This window comes from Microbispora rosea, assembly GCF_044460045.1.
Lineage (GTDB): Bacteria > Actinomycetota > Actinomycetes > Streptosporangiales > Streptosporangiaceae > Microbispora > Microbispora rosea.
This window is the reverse complement of sequence record NZ_JBITJO010000003.1, coordinates 816,034-832,052: the sequence shown is the minus strand read 5'-3', so window position 1 is coordinate 832,052 and position 16,019 is coordinate 816,034. Positions and strand designations below refer to the sequence as shown.

The following is a 16,019-nucleotide window of genomic DNA, read 5'->3' as shown; positions in this document are numbered from 1 at the left end:
ATGGCGGCCATGACGGAAGCGGCGGAGCGGGCGGAGGAGCGCGAACCCGAGTCTGCCCCGCCGCGCCCTTCCCTGCTGCGGCCCGTGCGGCTGCCTCGCCGGTTGCTCGTCCCGGCGTTCGGGCTGACCGTCCTGCTGCTGATCGCGCCGGCCGCGACCGCGGCGTCGGCGGTGCCGACCTGGCCCGCCTGGTCCCTGGTCGCCGCCGCGGGGCTGTCGTTCGTGGGAACCGTGCTGACCGCCCGCCGGGATCGCCCGGGCGTACGGCCCCTGACGGTGGCGTTCGTCGCGCTGCTCGCGGCGGTCACGGTCACGGCGGCCCTGGCCTACAGGACGGACGGATGGCAGACGCTGTTCTCTCTGCTCTCCGTGGCCGTGGCGCTCGTGCTCCCGGTCCGTGCGGCGCCCCCGCTCGTCGCCGTCACGGCCGTGCTGGCCACGATCGTCCCGGTGCACGGCTCGTTCGGCGAAGCGCTGTGGGGCGCCGCGCTGACCACCTTCCTCGCGGGGATCACGACGTACGGCTTCCGCCGGATGGGCGAGGTGATCGAGGAGCTCGGCCGGACCCGGGAGGCGCTCGCCGTCGCCGCCGTCTCGGCCGAGCGCCTGCGCTTCTCTCGTGACCTGCACGACCTGCTCGGCCACACGCTCTCGATGGTGGTCGTCAAGGCCGAGGCCGTACGGCGGCTGGCCCCACGCGACACGGAGGCGGCCATGCGGCACGCCGCGGACATCGAGGCCATCGGGCGTCAGGCGCTGACCGAGGTGCGTGAGGCGGTCACGGGTTACCGGGACGCGAGCCTCGCCTCCGAGCTCGACAGCGCCAGGGCGGCCCTGGCCTCGGCCGGCGTCGACTGCGTGGTGAAGGAGTCGGGGCCCGCGCTGTCGCGGGAGACCGACATGCTGCTGAGCTGGGTCGTCCGGGAGGGGGTCACGAACGTCGTGCGGCACTCCGGCGCCCGGCGCTGCGTCATCACGCTGCGCCGCGACCGCGACCCGGTCCTGGTGGAGATCGGCGACGACGGGACCGGCGCTGTGGCCGGTGAGGAGGACGGCAGCGGCCTGCGCGGGCTGCGTGAGCGCCTGACCGCCGCGGGCGGGCGCCTGACCGCCGTCCGCGGGCCGCGGGGGTTCGTCCTCACCGCCGAGATCCCGCACGCGGGCGTGGACGATGACGACGACCGGAAGGACGGCCTGTGACCCGTGTGCTGATCGCCGAGGACCAGACGATGATGCGCGACGCGCTCACCGTGCTGCTCGACCTGGAGGACGACTTCGAGGTCGTCGCGCAGGTCTCGGCGGCGGGCGAGATCGTTCCCACCGCGCTGCGGGTCAAGCCCGACGTGGCCCTGCTCGACATCGAGATGCCCGGCGGCAGCGGTCTCGACGCGGCCGCGGACCTGCGGGCCGCCCTTCCGGAGTGCGTGGTGGTCATCGTCACGACGTTCGGACGGCCCGGTTATCTGCGCCGGGCGCTCGACGCGGGCGCCAGGGGCTTCGTGGTCAAGGACCGGCCCGTCGGCGAACTGGCCCAGGCGATCAGGCGCGTGCTCGCGGGCGAGGTCGTGGTCGATCCCGCCCTGGCCACGGCCGCCCTCAGCGCCGGGCCGAACCCCCTGACGCCGCGCGAGCGCGAGGTGCTCGCCGCCGCCGCGGACGGCTCGGCCGCCGCCGACATCTCCCGCCGCCTCTACCTGTCGGAGAGCACCGTACGCAACCACCTGTCCGCGTGCATCACCAAGACCGGCACCCGCAACCGCATGGAGGCCGTCCGGGTCGCCCGCCACAACGGCTGGCTGTAACCCCTCGACGACCCCTCAGCGGGTGGACAGGTACTCCTCCCCGAGGGCGCGCAGGCGCGCGTGCGCGGAGCCGTACACGTCCGGGCCGCCCAGGTACGCCTTGGGCAGCTTGGCCACCATCGTGTAGTTGGTGTCGCAGACGTTGCCGACCGGGGCCTCCCCGCCCTGGCTGACGAGCTGGTAGGCGTCCAGCTCGTCGAGGCCGGTGAGGGACGCGGCCCAGGTGACGAGGTCGTGCTGGCTGATGCGGTAGGCGTCCTCCAGTGGCCGGGCCGAGCCGGTCGACATGATGTGGCGGTCGTCCTCCAGCCGGGGCCACGGCGTGACGGCGCCCTTGATCAGCTCGACGGCGACGACGGTGTTCATCGCGGCCTCGACGGCCGTGCCGCAGACCTCGCCGTGGCCCTGGCGGCAGTGGCCGTCGCCGATCGCGAACAACGCGCCCGGCACGTTGACGCCCAGGTAGACGGTGACCCCGGCGCGCAGCTCGGGGGTGTCCATGTTTCCGCCGTGTGCGTCCGGGGTGATGGTCATCCGCGCCTCGGCGGCGGCCGGGGCGACGCCCACGGTCCCGTGCATCGGGTCGAGCGGCATCTCGACGGCGAAGTCGCCCCGCCGGGCGCGGTAGCGCACGGTCCGCCGCGCGGCGTCCACCTCGTACGTCCACACGGCCTCCTCCAGCGGCGGCTGGAGCGTGGCGGTGGTGTGCGTGCTCGTCAGCGCGCCGAAGTGCGGGAACGTCGTGGAGACCGCCCAGTCGCGGGCGGGCTCGATGGAGACGAAGTGGAGGGCCAGGGTGTCGCCGGGCTCGGCCCCCTCGACGTGGAACGGGCCGGTGACCGGATTCAGATACGGGAACTCGCAGACCTGCGACGGGAGGTCGCCGGGGCCGCGCACCCGGCCGCCGAAGCAGTCCTCGGTGTACAGCTCCAGCACCGCGCCGGGCGCGACGGACTCGACGGCCGGACGGCCGCCGAAGGTGTACGCCAGGTCGTCGGGACGGGGACGGTAGGACACGATGTTCACTCGTTGGCCTCCGGGGTGACGGCGGACAGGGTGGGGCGCCGGCCCATCATGTAGGAGCCGGCGAGGATGACAACGCCGATCGCCAGCCAGACGAAGCCGAGCACCTGGGCGGCGATGCTGGCGTTGATCACGACGTAGAGCAGGATCAGGAAGCCGATCGCGGGGGCCACGAGGTGCCGCCACCAGTCACGGCTGCGGTTGCGGACGACGTAGTGGACGACGACCGAGACGTGCAGGGCGAGGAACGCGGTCATGGCGCCGAAGTTGACCAGCGTGCCGAGCAGCGTGATGCCGTCGTCGCGCGAGCTCATGTACAGGCCGAGGACCAGGGACACCCCGGCCACCAGGAACGTGGCGTTGACCGGCACCTTGTGCTTGGGGTGCACCTTGCCGAGGAACGCCGGGAGCTGGCGGTCGCGGGCCATCGCGAACAGCAGGCGGGAGGTGGCCGCCTGGGCGACGAGGGAGTTGGCGAAGCCCCAGGCGACGGCGGTGGCGACGGCCGTCAGCACGCTCAGCCAGTGGCCTCCGGCGTACTCGGCGGTGTCGTAGAACGCGGTGCCGGCCGGGTCGCCCTCGCTGAGCAGCGTGGCGCGGTCGGGGGTGAGCAGCGCCGCCACCCAGGTCTGCACGACGAACAGCGCGCCGGCCAGGGCGAGGGCGAAGACCATCGACCGGCCGAGGCGGCGGCTGCTCTCGCGGCTCTCCTCGGCGAGCATCGAGATGCCGTCGAAGCCGAGGAACGACAGCACCGCCACGGACACGGCGCCGAACGCCAGCGGCCAGGAGAACGTGGAGGAGTCGAACAGCGGGCTGAGCGCGGCGCCGTGGCCCTTGCCCTGCGCCAGAGCGACGATCCCGACGATCAGGAAGATCGCCAGCACGATCAGCTCGGCGACCAGCATGATCTTGTTCATCCGGGCGGTCATCTCGATGCCGAGGTAGTTGACCACCGTGTTGAGCACGATGAAGGCGATCAGCCACACCCAGATCGGCACGCCGGGCACGAACGACGTCATGGCCGCGCTCGCCACGAGGTACAGCAGCGACGGCACGAGCACGTAGTCGAGCAGGATCACCCAGCCGGCGAGGAAGCCGACCGGGGCGGCGATGCCCCGGCCCGCGTACGTGTAGACCGAGCCCGCCATCGGGAACGCGCGGGCCATCTGGGCGTACGACAGGGCGGTGAACGCCATCGCGACCATGCCGATGACGTAGGCCAGCGCCACCATCCCGCCGGACGACTGGAAGACGCTGCCGAAGATGCCGAACGGCGCGATCGGCACCATGAAGATCAAGCCGTAGATGAGCAGGTCGGCGAAGCCGAGCGAGCGCCGCAGCTCCTGCTGGTAACCGAAGCGCTCGACGCCGGGCGCCTCTGACTGTGGGGACGACATGGATCCGCTCCTAAAACGCACGGGGGCAGAGCCGTACGATAGGGGCAATCCTTGAAAACGAAAAGATTTCCGGTGGAAGTTTTACATCGGGTACATCAGCGGCGTGACGACCTCGAAGTCCAGCCCGTCCGCCCGGGCGAGGTACACCCGCTGGCGCACCCGGCCCGCGACCAGCGTGAGCGGGCCGCGTCCGGAGACGATCGTCGTGCCGTCGGCGACCGCCTCGACGGCCGGCACCGCCAGGGTGCCCGCGCGCCGTGCCAGGGCGGCCAGCATGAGCACGCCCTCGTAGCAGCCGTGCCCGTGCCCGTTCAGCAGCGGCGCATCCGGGCCGAACATGGCCGTGTAGCGCTCGGCCAGGGAGAGGTTGGCGTCGGTGGCGATGCCGCCGAAGTACCCCATCGCGGCGTAGAGCCCACCGGTCGTGTCGCCGCCGGCGGCGAGCAGCCCGTGCTCCTCCAGCGCGCCACACAGCCGCGCGCACCCGAGGCCGCTGGTGGCGAAGGCCCGGTTGAACCCGATCAGGTCGCTGCCGATGAGGGTGAGCAGCACGGCGTCCGGCCGCGCCGCGGCCACCTCCTCCAGCAGCCGGTCCGTCGCGGCGGTCCCTGGCGGGACGAGCCGCTCCCCCACGACCGTCGCGGACCTGGCGCGCAGGTGGCCGCGGGCCGCGGCGTGCACCAGGCGCGGCCAGACGTAGTCGTTGCCGAGCAGGAACCAGCGCCGGGCCCGCCGGTGCCCGACCAGCCAGTCGATCGCCGGGGCGACCTGCAGCGAGGCGGGCTCGCCGAGGTAGTACACGCCCGGACGGCGGGCGCCGCCCTCGTACGGCGGGGTGTAGACGAAGGGGGCCGCGCCGCCCAGCTCCTGTTCGACCGCGACGCGCACGTCGCTGGCGTGGGTGCCGACCACCGCCTCGACGACGCCGGAGCGCACCAGGCCCCGCACCTCCGAGGCGACCGCGGCCGGGCCGCGGCCCCCGTCCACGAGCACGAGTTCGACCGGCCTGCCCAGCACACCCCCGGCGGCGTTGACCTCCCGGGCGGCGAGCACGGCACAGTTGATCGCTCCCGGCCCGAGCAGGCCGAGCACGCCGGAGACCGGCACCACCAGCGCGACGCGGAGCGTGTCCGCGGGCAGCAGATGGGCCTCATAGGAGTCGATGACGACTGTGACAGGATCGGCCACATGCACGAGTATCCCCCCGTCGAACAGGTGACCGGCCTCGGGTCGTCGCTCGCCTATCTGCTGAGCCGCGCCGAGCGCGGCGTCAATCGCGGGCTGGCCGCCGTGCTGGCCGCCGAGGACGTGACCGTCGAGCAGTGGCGCATCCTGCAGGCGCTCGCGGACGGGCGCGGGCACTCGATGGGCGACCTGGCCGAGGCCGCGCTGATGCCCCACCCCACGCTGACCAAGGCGGTGGACCGGCTGGTGGAACGCGCGGTGGTCTACCGGGGGCACGACCCGGCCGACCGCCGCAAGGTCGCGGTCTTCCTCGCCGATCGCGGCCGCGATCTGCTCGCCCGCCTGGAGGCGGGCATCGCCGAGCACCAGCGGTCGATCCTCGCGGCGTACGGCCCGGCCCGCACCGAGCGGCTGATGCGCGACCTGGAGTCGCTGCTGGCCTCCCTGGAGGCCTGAGCCGGGGTGGGCGGGATTCAGCCTTGCCCGGCCGCCTCTCGCGGCGTACGTTCGACTGTGTGACCGGAATCGTCATCTCGGTCACGGCCGCGGCGGAGGGGGCGCGATGACGGATCTCGACTCCCGACCGGCGGAACCCGCCTCCACCCGGCGGGACCGCGAGCGGCGGGCCGAGCGCATCCTCGACGCCGCGGGCGAGCTCCTGGTGTCCTGGGGATACCCGCGCGTCACGGTCGAGGACGTGGCCCGGCGGGCGGGCGTCGGCAAGGGCACGGTTTACCTGCATTTCAGCACCAAGGAGCTCCTCTTCCTCGCGGTGCTGATCCGCGCCGAGGCGCGGATCATCGAGCGCTTCACCCTCGGCGTGCGCGCCGATCCCGCCGCGGTCCTGCTCAGCAGCGTGGCCAGGTCGGTGTACCTGTGGATGCACGAGGAGCCGGTCTTCCGGGCGACGCTCCTCGGCGACGGCGACACCCTCGGCACGCTGAGCAGGAGCGCCGCCGAGAACCTGCCCGGCCTGCTCAACGTGCGCGACCGCACGCTCCTGGCGCACGTCGAGGTGCTGCGCGAGCACGGCCTGGTCCGCACCGAGCAGTCCCCGGCACTCCAGGTCCACGCGTACGAGTCGATCCTGACCGGCTTCGTCACGATCGAGCCTCTGTCGCCGTCCACCGTGCCCGCCCTCGACGACAACGCGGACATGATCGCCCACGTCGTCCGCTCGGCCTTCGAGTTTCCGGGACGGTCCGAGAGCGTCCGGGCGGCGGCGCCGCGAGTGAACGAGATCTACCAGCGCCTGCTGGACCGGCTCAACCAGGAGATCCAGCGGCACAGACGCACCTGACACGTGGAGGCAGGCATGAGCACTTCCAGCACGGCAGGACCCGTCAACCTGTTCGACGCGGACCTGGTGCGCGATCCGTTCGCGGGCTACTCGCGTCTGCGGGAGCAGGCCCCGATGGTGCGCGGCTCCTTCCCCGGCCTGGACTCCCCGGTCTGGCTCGTCACGCGGTACGACGACGTCAAGACCGTGCTGAGCGACCGCCGGTTCGTCAACAACCCGGCGAACGTGCCGGGGGCGAACGTGCACAACATCCGCGAGCAGCTCATCGAGGCGCGGGGCATTCCCCGCGAGTACGCCGCGTACATCCTGGACAGCGTCCTCGACTCCGACGGCGACGACCACCTCCGGCTGCGCCGGCTGGTCTCGCGCGCCTTCACCGCCCGCCGTGTGGCCGAGCTGCGGCCCCGGGTGGAGGAGATCGCCGAGGACCTCCTCGACCGGCTGCCCGGCCACGCCGAGGACGGCGTCGCCGACCTGATCGAGCACTTCGCCTATCCCCTGCCGATCACCGTCATCTGCGAGCTGGTCGGCATCCCCGAGGAGGACCGACCGCTGTGGCGGGAGTGGGGCAGGAGCCTGGTCTCGCTCCAGCCGGGAGCGATGGCCGAGCCGCTGCGGCACATGGTGACCTACATCCGGGAGCTCATCGCCCGCCGCCGGGCCGAGCCGGCCGGCGACCTGCTGACCGGCCTGATCCGCGCCCACGACGAGGACGGCGACCGGCTGACCGACACCGAGATGGTCACCATGGTCCTCACGCTCGTCCTCGCCGGGCACGAGACCACGGCCCATCTCATCGGCAACGGCACCGCCGCCCTGCTGACCCACCCGGACCAGCTCGCCGCGCTGCGGGCCGACCCGGCACTGCTGCCGCGCGCCGTGCACGAGCTGATGCGCTGGTGCGGGCCCGTCCAGGGCACCCGCATCCGGTACGCCGCCGAGGACGTCGAGTTCGACGGCATGACCGTGCGCCGGGGCGAGCCGGTGATGGCGGTGCTGGTCTCGGCGAACTACGACCCCCGGCGCTTCGACGACCCCGACCGTCTGGACATCACCCGGGAGCCCGACGGGCACAAGGAGGTCCACGTCGGCTTCGGCCACGGCCTGCACTACTGCCTGGGCGCGGCCCTCGCCCGCCAGGAGGGCGAGGTGGCCTTCGGCGCCCTGCTGCGCCGCTATCCCGGGCTCGAACCGGCCGTCGCGCCGCGGGACCTCGACCGGCAGTTCCTCCCCTTCTCCTGGCGCCTGGCCCGCCTTCCCGTACGCCTCAAGGCGTGACGGGAAGGCCCTGGCCGGCGATCAGCGGTTCGAGGGTCAGACCCTCGTGCTCACGCTGGATGGAGCGCATGCGCCACTGGTCGGCGAACACGGCGAGCAGCGCCTGGTCGCGGCTGCGGGTCAGCACCTCCGCGCCGCGCTGGCGCCGCAGCACCTCCGCGGACTCGGCGTCGGTGCGGAGGGCGAGGCTGTACTCCAGCCGGTCGAGGACGATCTCCGCGCCGAACTCGGTGGCCAGGCGTTGCTCCACGACCTCGAACTGCATGGGCCCGACCGCCGCGAGCACGGGGGCCTGGTCGCCGCGCAGGTCGGAGCGGAGCACCTGGATCACGCCCTCGCCGTCGAGCTGGTCGATGCCGCGGCGGAACTGCTTGGCCTTGGCGGTGCTCCGGGACCGGGCCACCGCGAAATGCTCGGGGGCGAAGCTGGGGATGGGCGGGAACTCCACCGGCTTCCCCTCGTAGAGGGTGTCCCCGGGCCGCAGGGCGGTGGCGTTCACCAGCCCGACCACGTCTCCCGGGTACGCCTCGTCGATGGTGGCGCGCTCCTGGCCGAACACCGACTGGGCGTACTTGGTGGCGAAGGGGCGGCCGGTGGCGGCGTGGGTGAGCACCATGCCCCGCTCGAACCGGCCGGAGCAGACCCGGACGAACGCGATGCGGTCGCGGTGGGCGGGGTCCATGTTCGCCTGCACCTTGAAGACCAGGCCGGAGAACGGCGCGTCCAGCGGCCGGACCGTGCCCTCGACGTCGGGCCGGGGCGCCGGGGCGGGAGCGAGGTCGACGAGCACGTCCAGCAGCCGGGCCACGCCGAAGTTGGACAGCGCCGCGCCGAACAGCACGGGCGTGGACTCGTGCGCCTCGAACGCCTTCTGGTCGTGCTCGGCGCCGATGGCGGCGAGCAGGTCGGCCTCCTCCCCCGCGCGTTCCCAGTCGGCCCCGAGCTCGGCGGCGGCCTGCTCGGGGGTCAGCTCGGTCTCCAGCGCCTTGGTGGCGCCGCCGGGGGTGCGGGTGTAGCGGACCGCGCGGCCCCGCAGCCGGTCGACCACGCCGTGGAAGTTCCCGGCCCCGCCGATCGGCCAGGTGACCGGCGTGGGACGCAGGCCCGTACGCTCCTCGATCTCGTCGAGCAGCTCCAGCGGCTCCCGGCCCGGCCGGTCCCACTTGTTCACGAACGTGATGACGGGGATGCGGCGGTGGCGGCAGACCTCGAACAGCTTCATGGTCTGCGGCTCCATGCCCTTGGCCGCGTCGAGCAGCATGACCGCGCAGTCGACCGCGGCCAGCACGCGGTAGGTGTCCTCGGAGAAGTCCGCGTGGCCGGGAGTGTCCACCAGGTTGAACACGTGGCCGCGGTAGTCGAAGCGCAGCGCGGCCGAGGTGATGGAGATGCCGCGGGCCCGCTCCATCTCCATCCAGTCGGACGTCACGCCCCGCCGGCCGGCCTTGCCGTGCACGGCTCCTGCCTGGGTGATCGCCGAGGCGTGCAGGGCGAGCGCCTCGGTCATCGTGGACTTTCCGGCGTCCGGGTGGCTGATCACCGCGAACGTGCGGCGCCTGGCCGCCTCACTCGTGGCGGTGCTCATCGCCGCAGCCCCCTGTCGGCGCGGGCGCGGGTCGTCGTGGTGCGGTCGTGCGTGCAGGCCATCCGTGCTCCCAAACAGCATGAGGACGGTTGAGGTTACCGCGCCGGACGCTCCACCCCGAATCGGCGGGCGCACGCGGCAGCGAAGGCCGCGCCGGCTGGGTGCCTCGGAACCCTCTCACCCGGCGGCGCCGGCGACCATGCCGCCGATCCGTCGCGTGACCGAGTGGATGACGGCGGTGTCGCGGCGCACGCGGGCGAGCAGGAGGGCTCCCTGCAGCGAGGACAGCACCAGGTCGGCGAGCGCCTCGGCCTCGTCCACGCCGTGCCCGTGCAGATAGTCGGCCAGGCCTAGCAGCCAGGAGGCGTACGCCTCGTCACAGGCCGACCGGATGGGTTCGCTGTCGCCCGCGGCCTCCAGGGCGACCGTGGCCACCGGGCAGCCCTCCTGGAATCCCGACTCCTCCAGGTTATGGGCGAGCAGGTCGCCGATCCGGGCGACGGCCTCGGCGGGACCGGGGGCTGCGGCCACCGCGGCGGCGATCCGCTCGCCGAGCTCGCCGCCCGCGACCGCCACCGCCTCGGCGGCCAGTTGCTCCTTGCCGTCGGGGAAGTGGAAGTACAGCGAGCCCTTGGGCGCCCGGCTCTCCGCCAGCACCTGGTTGAGGCCGGTGGCGTTGTAGCCCTGCCGCTGGAAGAGCCCGGCGGCCGTGCGCAGGACACGCTCGCGCGTGTCGTTCCTTCGGATCATGCCGCGACACTAGACCGGTCTACTTATTCCTGTCCAACGGCGCCCGGTCCTCCCCCGCGAGCTGTTCGCCGAGGCCGGTGCGCCGGTAGCGCAGCCGCCGGCCGTCCCGTTCGCCGGTCACCAGCCCGGCGTCCCTGAGCGTGGTCAGATGGTGCGAGGCGGTCGCCGGAGCCAGCCGGAGGGCGGCGGCCACCTCTCCCGTGCTGGACGGTCGGGCCAGCAGGACGAGCACGGCCGCGCGGGTCGGGCCGAGCAGGGCGGCCAGCGCCTCCGGCGGTTCGGCCGGCACCGGCGGATCCCACAGCCGGCCGTGGCCGCCCGGCGCGTACCACAGGGCCCGCCCTGACGGTGTGTCGGTCATCGTGTACACGTGCGGGCCGGTGAATCCGGTCGGCAGCAGGGTGAGCGGGTGCCCGTCCAGGCCGAACTCGCCGTCCTTGTCGTACGCCAGCCGCAGCGCCCCGCCGTCCCAGTCGAGGCGCGGGTGCAGGTCCGTGAGCAGCGCCCGCGGCCCCCGCTCCGCCGCGAGCAGCCCGCGGCGGGTCAGCTCGCCTTCCGCCAGCGCGCGCAGCCGCGGCCAGCTCGGCGCGATCGCCGCCGAGAAGTAGCGCCGGATCTCCCGCACCGTCACGGCCAGCGCACCCGCGGGGTCGATCGAGAAGCGCTCGACCTCCGGCGGCGCGCGGTGCCCGGCCCAGGCCCGTTCCACCTCGGCCGCGGCCCGGTCGGACGGGGTGGCGGCCACCACCCGCAGCTCCTGCTCCAGGGTCGGGCGGGTGATGGACGGCGCCGGGGTGAGGAAGTCCGGCACGTAACCGGTGGGCCCCGGGACCAGCGGACGGAGCGTGGTCAGGTCTCGCAGCAGCGGCTCGGCCCGAGCCCGCCAGGACACTGGGACCAGGCGCGCCGAGCGGGAGCGCAACGCGAGGCAACTGGCCACGACCTCCGCCATCGGGCTGTGCGCGAACCTGAGCCGCAGCAGGTCGGCGGGGGCGAACTCGATCCGGATCACCCGTCCATTCGAGCACGCTCGAACGGTTAACGGGGAGCGCCCCCCGGTTCCTACGGTCGGCACATGGAATACACCCGTTTGGGGCGGACCGGTCTCCTCGTCAGCCGGATCTGCCTCGGCACCATGAACTTCGGCTGGCAGATCGGCGAGGCCGAGAGCCATGCGATCCTCGACCGGGCGCACGCCGACGGCGTGAACTTCGTCGACACCGCGAACATGTACGGCCGGGAGACCGGCGACGGCCTGAGCGAGCAGTTCATCGGCCGGTGGTTCGGCAAGACCGGCCACCGGGACCGGATCGTGCTGGCCACGAAGGTGTACGCGCCGATGACCGACTGGCCGAACGACGGCGGACTGTCGGCCCGGCACATCATCGCCGCCTGCGAGGCGTCGCTGCGCCGCCTGCGGACCGACTGGATCGACCTCTACCAGATGCACCACGTGCAGCGGGACACGCCGTGGGAGGAGATCTGGCAGGCCATGGAGACACTGGTGGTCCAGGGCAAGGTGCGGTACGCCGGGTCGTCCAATTTCGCCGGCTGGCACCTCGCCCGCGCGCAGGCCGCGGCCGACCGGAGGAACTTCCTCGGCCTGGTCTCCGAACAGTGCAAGTACAACCTGCTCACCCGGCACGTCGAGCTGGAGGTGCTGCCCGCCGCGATCGAGCTGGGGATCGGGATCCTGCCCTACTCGCCGCTGCACTTCGGCGCGCTGTCCGGGGCGCTGCGCAAGCAGCGCGAAGGCGCGGCCGGCCGCAGCGTCCTGCACGCCCCGGAACGGGTCGAGCCGCACCGGGCGGCGATCGAGGGCTACGAGAAGCTCTGCGCCGACATCGGCGAGGAGCCCACCACGGTCGCGCTCGCCTGGCTGCTGTCGCGGCCCGGAGTGACCGCCCCGGTCATCGGGCCGCGTACGCCGGGGCAGCTCGACCTGCCGCTGACGGCGCTGCGCACCGAGTTGTCCGCCGAGACCCTGACTCGGCTGGACGAGCTGTTCCCGCCTGTCGGCAACGGCGGCCCCGGCCCCGAGGCCTGGGCGTGGTGATCCCCACCCCGTGAGTCTCATCCGGCCGCGTACGCGGGGGCGGCGGCCGGACGACCGTCACCCGCCTGCAACTCCAACTTATCCGCTCGGTCAGTTGCTACCCGTAGAGGAGGGGTGACAGAATTAAAACAAGTTTTCGAATTGATTGAGGAGGGCGAGATGGATCTGTTCGATCCGGACTCTGATCGCCCTCATCGTGCGAATAACATTGACGACGGCTGGTGGGACCGGTTGACCGCCGACTCGCCGTTGTGGTCTGCCGACGGCTCATCCGCCCGCGAGCACTTTCCGATCATCGACCTCGACCCGCCGCAGCACACGAGCGCGAACACGAGCGACGGCGCGCCCCGTGCCGGTGGGGACAGGGGCCGGTCGTCGTGGGTGCTGGTGGGGTCGTTGCGGGAGTCGGCGTTGGCGTTGGCGTTGACGCCGACGCCGGAGGATGCGGGTGTCTGTCTTGCTGAGGCGGAGGATTTGCTGTTCGCGCGGGATCGGATCACCTGTGCGCTGGCCGATCGGGTGGGATGAGTGCATGCCGCGGGGCGGGCCAAGCAGCATGGGCATGCCTCCACCCGCAGCTGGCTGCGCACCGCCGCCGGGATGAGCGTGGCCGGTGCGGGCCGCCTGCTGACGTTGGCGGTGGAGCTGGCGCGTCTGCCCCGGGTGCGGGAGAAGTTCGCCGCCGGGCAGTTGGCGGCGGGGGTGGTGGAGGCCATCTGCACCGCCACCGCGAACCTGTCCGACGAGCACGCCGGTCTGGCCGAGCCGATCCTGCTGGAACTGGCAACCAAAGCAGGCGCGGCCGAGGTCGCCAAAGCCGGCCGCTACCTGCGTGCCGTACTGGACCCCGACGGAGAAGACCGCGATGAGCGGGCCGACTACGGGCGGCGGTTCCTACGGGTACGTCCCGGCCGGGGCGGCGGCCTGGAAGGGGAGTTCTCCCTCCCCCGCGAAGCGGCAGCCCGGCTACGCGCCCTGCTCGACGCCTACGCCAAACCCCGCACGGAAGGCGATGACCGGCCACTGAGCGTGCGCCAGGCCGATGCCTTCATCGCGCTGCTGGAACAGAAGATCGCCGCCGAACTCCTGGTCCTGGTCAACGCCGAATCCCTCCCCACCGACCCCGCCACCGACCCCGCCACTGACGACGCCAGCGACCCCCACCCTGCCGACTCTGCCCCCGGCGAGGCCACCACCACCGCCGAAGGCACCAGCGACTCTGCCCCCGCTGCCGACGACGCCAGCGGCTCTGCCGTGGGCGAGGCCGCCACCACCGAGCACGCCGCCGACCCTGACCACGCCGGAAGCGCCGACCGTGCCACCACCGGTCCCCGCAATGAGGAGGCTCGCCAGCCAGGGCCCGACGAGCGCGAGACACGTGAGCGCGAGACACGTGAGCGCGGGGCTGGTGAGCGGCGGGCCGGTGAGTGCGAGCCGCCTGGCACCGCGAGCGCCGCCTCTGCCGAGGGCGACGACACCACGCCCGTGGAGGGCGAAGACCGCGACCGTGCTGTGGCACAGACCGGGGTAACGCACGCCAGGCGGCGCGGGTCAGCATGGCCTGCAGACGGCGGCCGGCCCTCGCACGCAGCGCCTTCACATGCAGCGCCTTCGAACACAACACCCTCGAACACAGCGCCCTCGAACGCAGCACCTTCCGGCACAGCGTCTGCCCAGGCAGCGCAGCCGGATCCTCCTCCCGAGGACACCGCCGCGCATCACACCCACGCCGGGCCTCGGCCTGCGAGGGAGTACCCGCGTGGGCAGGACACCACGTCGGCCGGAGAGCCGCCGGAGGCACTGTCCGGCACGGCGCCGGGGGCGCTGTTCGGGACGCCGCCGGGGGCTTTGCCGGGGACGGCGTTGGGCACGGTGCCGGGGTTGTTGCTGGCGACCGGGCAAATGCTGCCCGTCACCAGCGTGCACCGCCTCGCCCGCACCTCGACTCTCGTGCGGCTCGTCATGGACGCCGAGGGACAAGTGCTCGACATGGGCCGCAAGGTCCGCTTGGCCACCCCCGCCCAACGCAGGGCCGTCTTCGCCCGGTATGCCACCTGCTGGATCGACGGCTGCCCACTCCCCGCCACCATGTGCCAGATCGACCACGCCGACAACTGGAGCACCGGCGGCCTCACCGACCTGAAACTCCTCGGACCCGCCTGCCAGTTCCACAACCGCGACCGCTACCAGCACCCCCACCGCTACACCCGCCGCCAAACCGGCACCGACCGCTGGACCTTCACCTACAAACGGCCCCGGCCCAGGTGAGCGTGCACCGGCTGCTGGACGCCGCAAGGTCGGCGCTGCTGCAAGAGCGACTACGAGAGCGGCCGAGCCGCGCCGACCACGAAGGACTCCAGCCGGTGCAGCAGCGCGGCCATCTCGCCCTCGGGCAGGCGGGTGGTGTCGGCGTTCAGCTCCACCCCGAGCGTGCCCTTCCAGCGCATCAGTGCCACGCAGAAGTCGCAGCTGCGCTTGTCCGTGCCGGGGAGCCACTCCAGCTCCGACTCCCCATCCGCGCTGCCGGCGCCAGCAGGGTCCTCGCCCGGGCGCAGGTCGTTGAAGCAGCACGACGGGAACAGGGGGACGCCCCGGTCGGCGCTCATCCGGTCGATCATCGCGTTCAGGGCCAGCGAATCGAAGCGAGCCCGCCGGTAGGACGCGAGAACCGACGGATAGGCGCTCACGAGCGTCTCGGGAAGGCTCGCGCAGGGCCCCAGGGTGAACAACCCCAACTGGTTCAGGCTGGTGACCAGGTCCCGGCTCCGGTCGCTGAAGCGGTTGTGCACGATCGGGGTGATCGCGGCGACCTCGTGTCCGGTCAGCTCGCGCAGCAGCATGGCGACCGCCACCAGCAGGACGGTGGCGGTGCTGACGCCGGCGCGGCGGGCGAGCACCTGGGCGGCGTGGTTGAGCCGGGGCGACGACAGCACGGCCCGCGCGTATCGCGGCGACGCGCCCGCTCCGACCGTTTCCGGGAACATGGCGGACGGCACCGTGCGGAGAAGCGCCTCCCACTGCGCGATGGCCCGGTCCGAACGGGCCGACGCCGCCTCCTCATCCCGCACGAGGTCGAGCAGCTGCGACGGCGGCGGCCCTGCGATCGACCCGCGGAGCAGCAGCATCCGCAGGTCGCGCACCACGACGTCGGCCGCGCGCCAGTCCGCGACGGCGTGACTGAGCACGAGCGCCACGTGAGTGGCGGCTCCGTCACAGATCACGAGACCGGCGCGCACCGGCTGCTCCCCGTCGCCGAAGGATCGACCGGCCAAGCGGGCGACGAGGTCCGCCGCGGCGCCGTCCGCGGCGCCCCGAGCCACCTCGACCGTCTCGATCGGCAGAGTCCCGGCCGCCGCCACCTCCTGATACGGCCCCGCCGCGCCGAGCCGCACCAGCGATCGCAGAGCGTCGTGCCGGCCGATCACCTCCGCCAGGGCGGCCGCCACGGCCCGGGGGCTGCGCGGGCCGCCCGCGCCCGGGACGGTGAGGAGCCGGGGCACGTTGAAATAGTGCGCGCTGTCCGGTCCCACCCTTCGGATGGCCTCCCAGATGTCCCGCTGTCCCCACGCGAGCTCCGCCGTTCCCGAACGATTGGAGGCGAAGTCCACAGAAAGCCGCATGGCTCTCCTTCACGAGTGGG

At 72.9% G+C, this 16,019-nt stretch carries 15 protein-coding genes; 8 read left to right on the top strand and 7 right to left on the bottom strand.

The window, feature by feature from the left end; genetic code table 11:
* Positions 1–9 precede the first annotated feature (9 nt).
* Complete coding sequence (locus tag ACIBK1_RS16055) at positions 10–1,200, top strand: sensor histidine kinase (protein ID WP_396735570.1); 1,191 nt, start codon at positions 10–12, stop codon at positions 1,198–1,200.
* Positions 1,197–1,802, top strand: a complete 606-nt coding sequence (locus ACIBK1_RS16050; protein ID WP_030507990.1) for a response regulator transcription factor — start codon at positions 1,197–1,199, stop codon at positions 1,800–1,802. The genes ACIBK1_RS16055 and ACIBK1_RS16050 overlap by 4 nt, the downstream gene beginning before the upstream one ends.
* A 15-nt stretch (positions 1,803–1,817) precedes the next feature.
* Here ACIBK1_RS16050 and ACIBK1_RS16045 read toward each other — a convergent pair whose 3' ends face one another.
* From ACIBK1_RS16045 to ACIBK1_RS16035, 3 genes are all read right to left on the bottom strand, one after another.
* The gene (locus ACIBK1_RS16045; RefSeq protein ID WP_363535634.1) at positions 1,818–2,819 is read right to left on the bottom strand and encodes an acetamidase/formamidase family protein; all 1,002 of its coding nucleotides are present in this window, start codon (positions 2,817–2,819) and stop codon (positions 1,818–1,820) included.
* Between the two features lie 5 nt (positions 2,820–2,824).
* The gene (locus ACIBK1_RS16040; protein ID WP_036406544.1) at positions 2,825–4,225 is read right to left on the bottom strand and encodes an APC family permease; all 1,401 of its coding nucleotides are present in this window, start codon (positions 4,223–4,225) and stop codon (positions 2,825–2,827) included.
* A gap of 81 nt (positions 4,226–4,306) precedes the next feature.
* The gene (locus ACIBK1_RS16035; RefSeq protein ID WP_030507987.1) at positions 4,307–5,413 is read right to left on the bottom strand and encodes a substrate-binding domain-containing protein; all 1,107 of its coding nucleotides are present in this window, start codon (positions 5,411–5,413) and stop codon (positions 4,307–4,309) included.
* On the opposite strand from ACIBK1_RS16035, the gene ACIBK1_RS16030 reads away from it, so the two are divergent.
* The 3 genes from ACIBK1_RS16030 (at position 5,414) to ACIBK1_RS16020 (ending at position 7,988) form a co-directional block, all read left to right on the top strand.
* Positions 5,414–5,866, top strand: a complete 453-nt coding sequence (locus ACIBK1_RS16030; protein WP_030507986.1) for a MarR family winged helix-turn-helix transcriptional regulator — start codon at positions 5,414–5,416, stop codon at positions 5,864–5,866. It abuts the gene before it with no gap.
* A 106-nt stretch (positions 5,867–5,972) separates the two neighbouring features.
* Entirely contained in the window at positions 5,973–6,710 is a 738-nt protein-coding gene (locus ACIBK1_RS16025) for a TetR/AcrR family transcriptional regulator (protein WP_396735567.1), read from the top strand.
* Positions 6,711–6,725: 15 nt separating this feature from the next.
* Positions 6,726–7,988, top strand: a complete 1,263-nt coding sequence (locus tag ACIBK1_RS16020) for a cytochrome P450 family protein (protein WP_030507984.1) — start codon at positions 6,726–6,728, stop codon at positions 7,986–7,988.
* On the opposite strand, the gene ACIBK1_RS16015 is transcribed toward ACIBK1_RS16020, so the two are convergent.
* The 3 genes from ACIBK1_RS16015 to ACIBK1_RS16005 all read right to left on the bottom strand — a co-directional run bounded on the left by ACIBK1_RS16015 (position 7,978) and on the right by ACIBK1_RS16005 (position 11,335).
* Positions 7,978–9,573 (bottom strand): peptide chain release factor 3, encoded by a 1,596-nt coding sequence (locus tag ACIBK1_RS16015; protein WP_396735564.1) that lies wholly within the window; start codon positions 9,571–9,573, stop codon positions 7,978–7,980. The genes ACIBK1_RS16020 and ACIBK1_RS16015 overlap by 11 nt on opposite strands.
* Before the next feature lie 177 nt (positions 9,574–9,750).
* Positions 9,751–10,323: a TetR/AcrR family transcriptional regulator gene (locus tag ACIBK1_RS16010; protein WP_396735561.1), complete on the bottom strand. Its 573-nt coding sequence runs from the start codon at positions 10,321–10,323 to the stop codon at positions 9,751–9,753.
* Between the two features lie 19 nt (positions 10,324–10,342).
* Positions 10,343–11,335, bottom strand: a complete 993-nt coding sequence (locus tag ACIBK1_RS16005) for an ArsR/SmtB family transcription factor (protein WP_396735558.1) — start codon at positions 11,333–11,335, stop codon at positions 10,343–10,345.
* Positions 11,336–11,398: 63 nt separating this feature from the next.
* Here ACIBK1_RS16005 and ACIBK1_RS16000 point away from each other — a divergent pair, with 63 nt between their 5' ends.
* The 3 genes from ACIBK1_RS16000 to ACIBK1_RS15990 all read left to right on the top strand — a co-directional run bounded on the left by ACIBK1_RS16000 (position 11,399) and on the right by ACIBK1_RS15990 (position 14,647).
* Positions 11,399–12,379 (top strand): aldo/keto reductase, encoded by a 981-nt coding sequence (locus tag ACIBK1_RS16000; RefSeq protein ID WP_396735555.1) that lies wholly within the window; start codon positions 11,399–11,401, stop codon positions 12,377–12,379.
* 159 nt (positions 12,380–12,538) lie between these two features.
* Complete coding sequence (locus ACIBK1_RS15995; protein WP_396735552.1) at positions 12,539–12,907, top strand: hypothetical protein; 369 nt, start codon at positions 12,539–12,541, stop codon at positions 12,905–12,907.
* Positions 12,908–14,647: an HNH endonuclease signature motif containing protein gene (locus ACIBK1_RS15990; RefSeq protein ID WP_396735549.1), complete on the top strand. Its 1,740-nt coding sequence runs from the start codon at positions 12,908–12,910 to the stop codon at positions 14,645–14,647.
* A gap of 50 nt (positions 14,648–14,697) precedes the next feature.
* Here ACIBK1_RS15990 and ACIBK1_RS15985 read toward each other — a convergent pair whose 3' ends face one another.
* Entirely contained in the window at positions 14,698–15,999 is a 1,302-nt protein-coding gene (locus ACIBK1_RS15985) for a condensation domain-containing protein (RefSeq protein ID WP_396735546.1), read from the bottom strand.
* Positions 16,000–16,019 lie beyond the last annotated feature (20 nt).

Coding starts and splice junctions, on each gene's coding strand:
- ACIBK1_RS15995 (WP_396735552.1), top strand. CDS start 12,539: ATGGATCTGTTCGATCCGGACTCTGATCGCCCTCATCGTGCGAATAAC.
- ACIBK1_RS16020 (WP_030507984.1), top strand. CDS start 6,726: ATGAGCACTTCCAGCACGGCAGGACCCGTCAACCTGTTCGACGCGGAC.
- ACIBK1_RS16000 (WP_396735555.1), top strand. CDS start 11,399: ATGGAATACACCCGTTTGGGGCGGACCGGTCTCCTCGTCAGCCGGATC.
- ACIBK1_RS16025 (WP_396735567.1), top strand. CDS start 5,973: ATGACGGATCTCGACTCCCGACCGGCGGAACCCGCCTCCACCCGGCGG.
- ACIBK1_RS16055 (WP_396735570.1), top strand. CDS start 10: ATGACGGAAGCGGCGGAGCGGGCGGAGGAGCGCGAACCCGAGTCTGCC.
- ACIBK1_RS16010 (WP_396735561.1), bottom strand. CDS start 10,323: ATGATCCGAAGGAACGACACGCGCGAGCGTGTCCTGCGCACGGCCGCC.
- ACIBK1_RS16030 (WP_030507986.1), top strand. CDS start 5,414: ATGCACGAGTATCCCCCCGTCGAACAGGTGACCGGCCTCGGGTCGTCG.
- ACIBK1_RS16015 (WP_396735564.1), bottom strand. CDS start 9,573: ATGAGCACCGCCACGAGTGAGGCGGCCAGGCGCCGCACGTTCGCGGTG.
- ACIBK1_RS16040 (WP_036406544.1), bottom strand. CDS start 4,225: ATGTCGTCCCCACAGTCAGAGGCGCCCGGCGTCGAGCGCTTCGGTTAC.
- ACIBK1_RS15985 (WP_396735546.1), bottom strand. CDS start 15,999: ATGCGGCTTTCTGTGGACTTCGCCTCCAATCGTTCGGGAACGGCGGAG.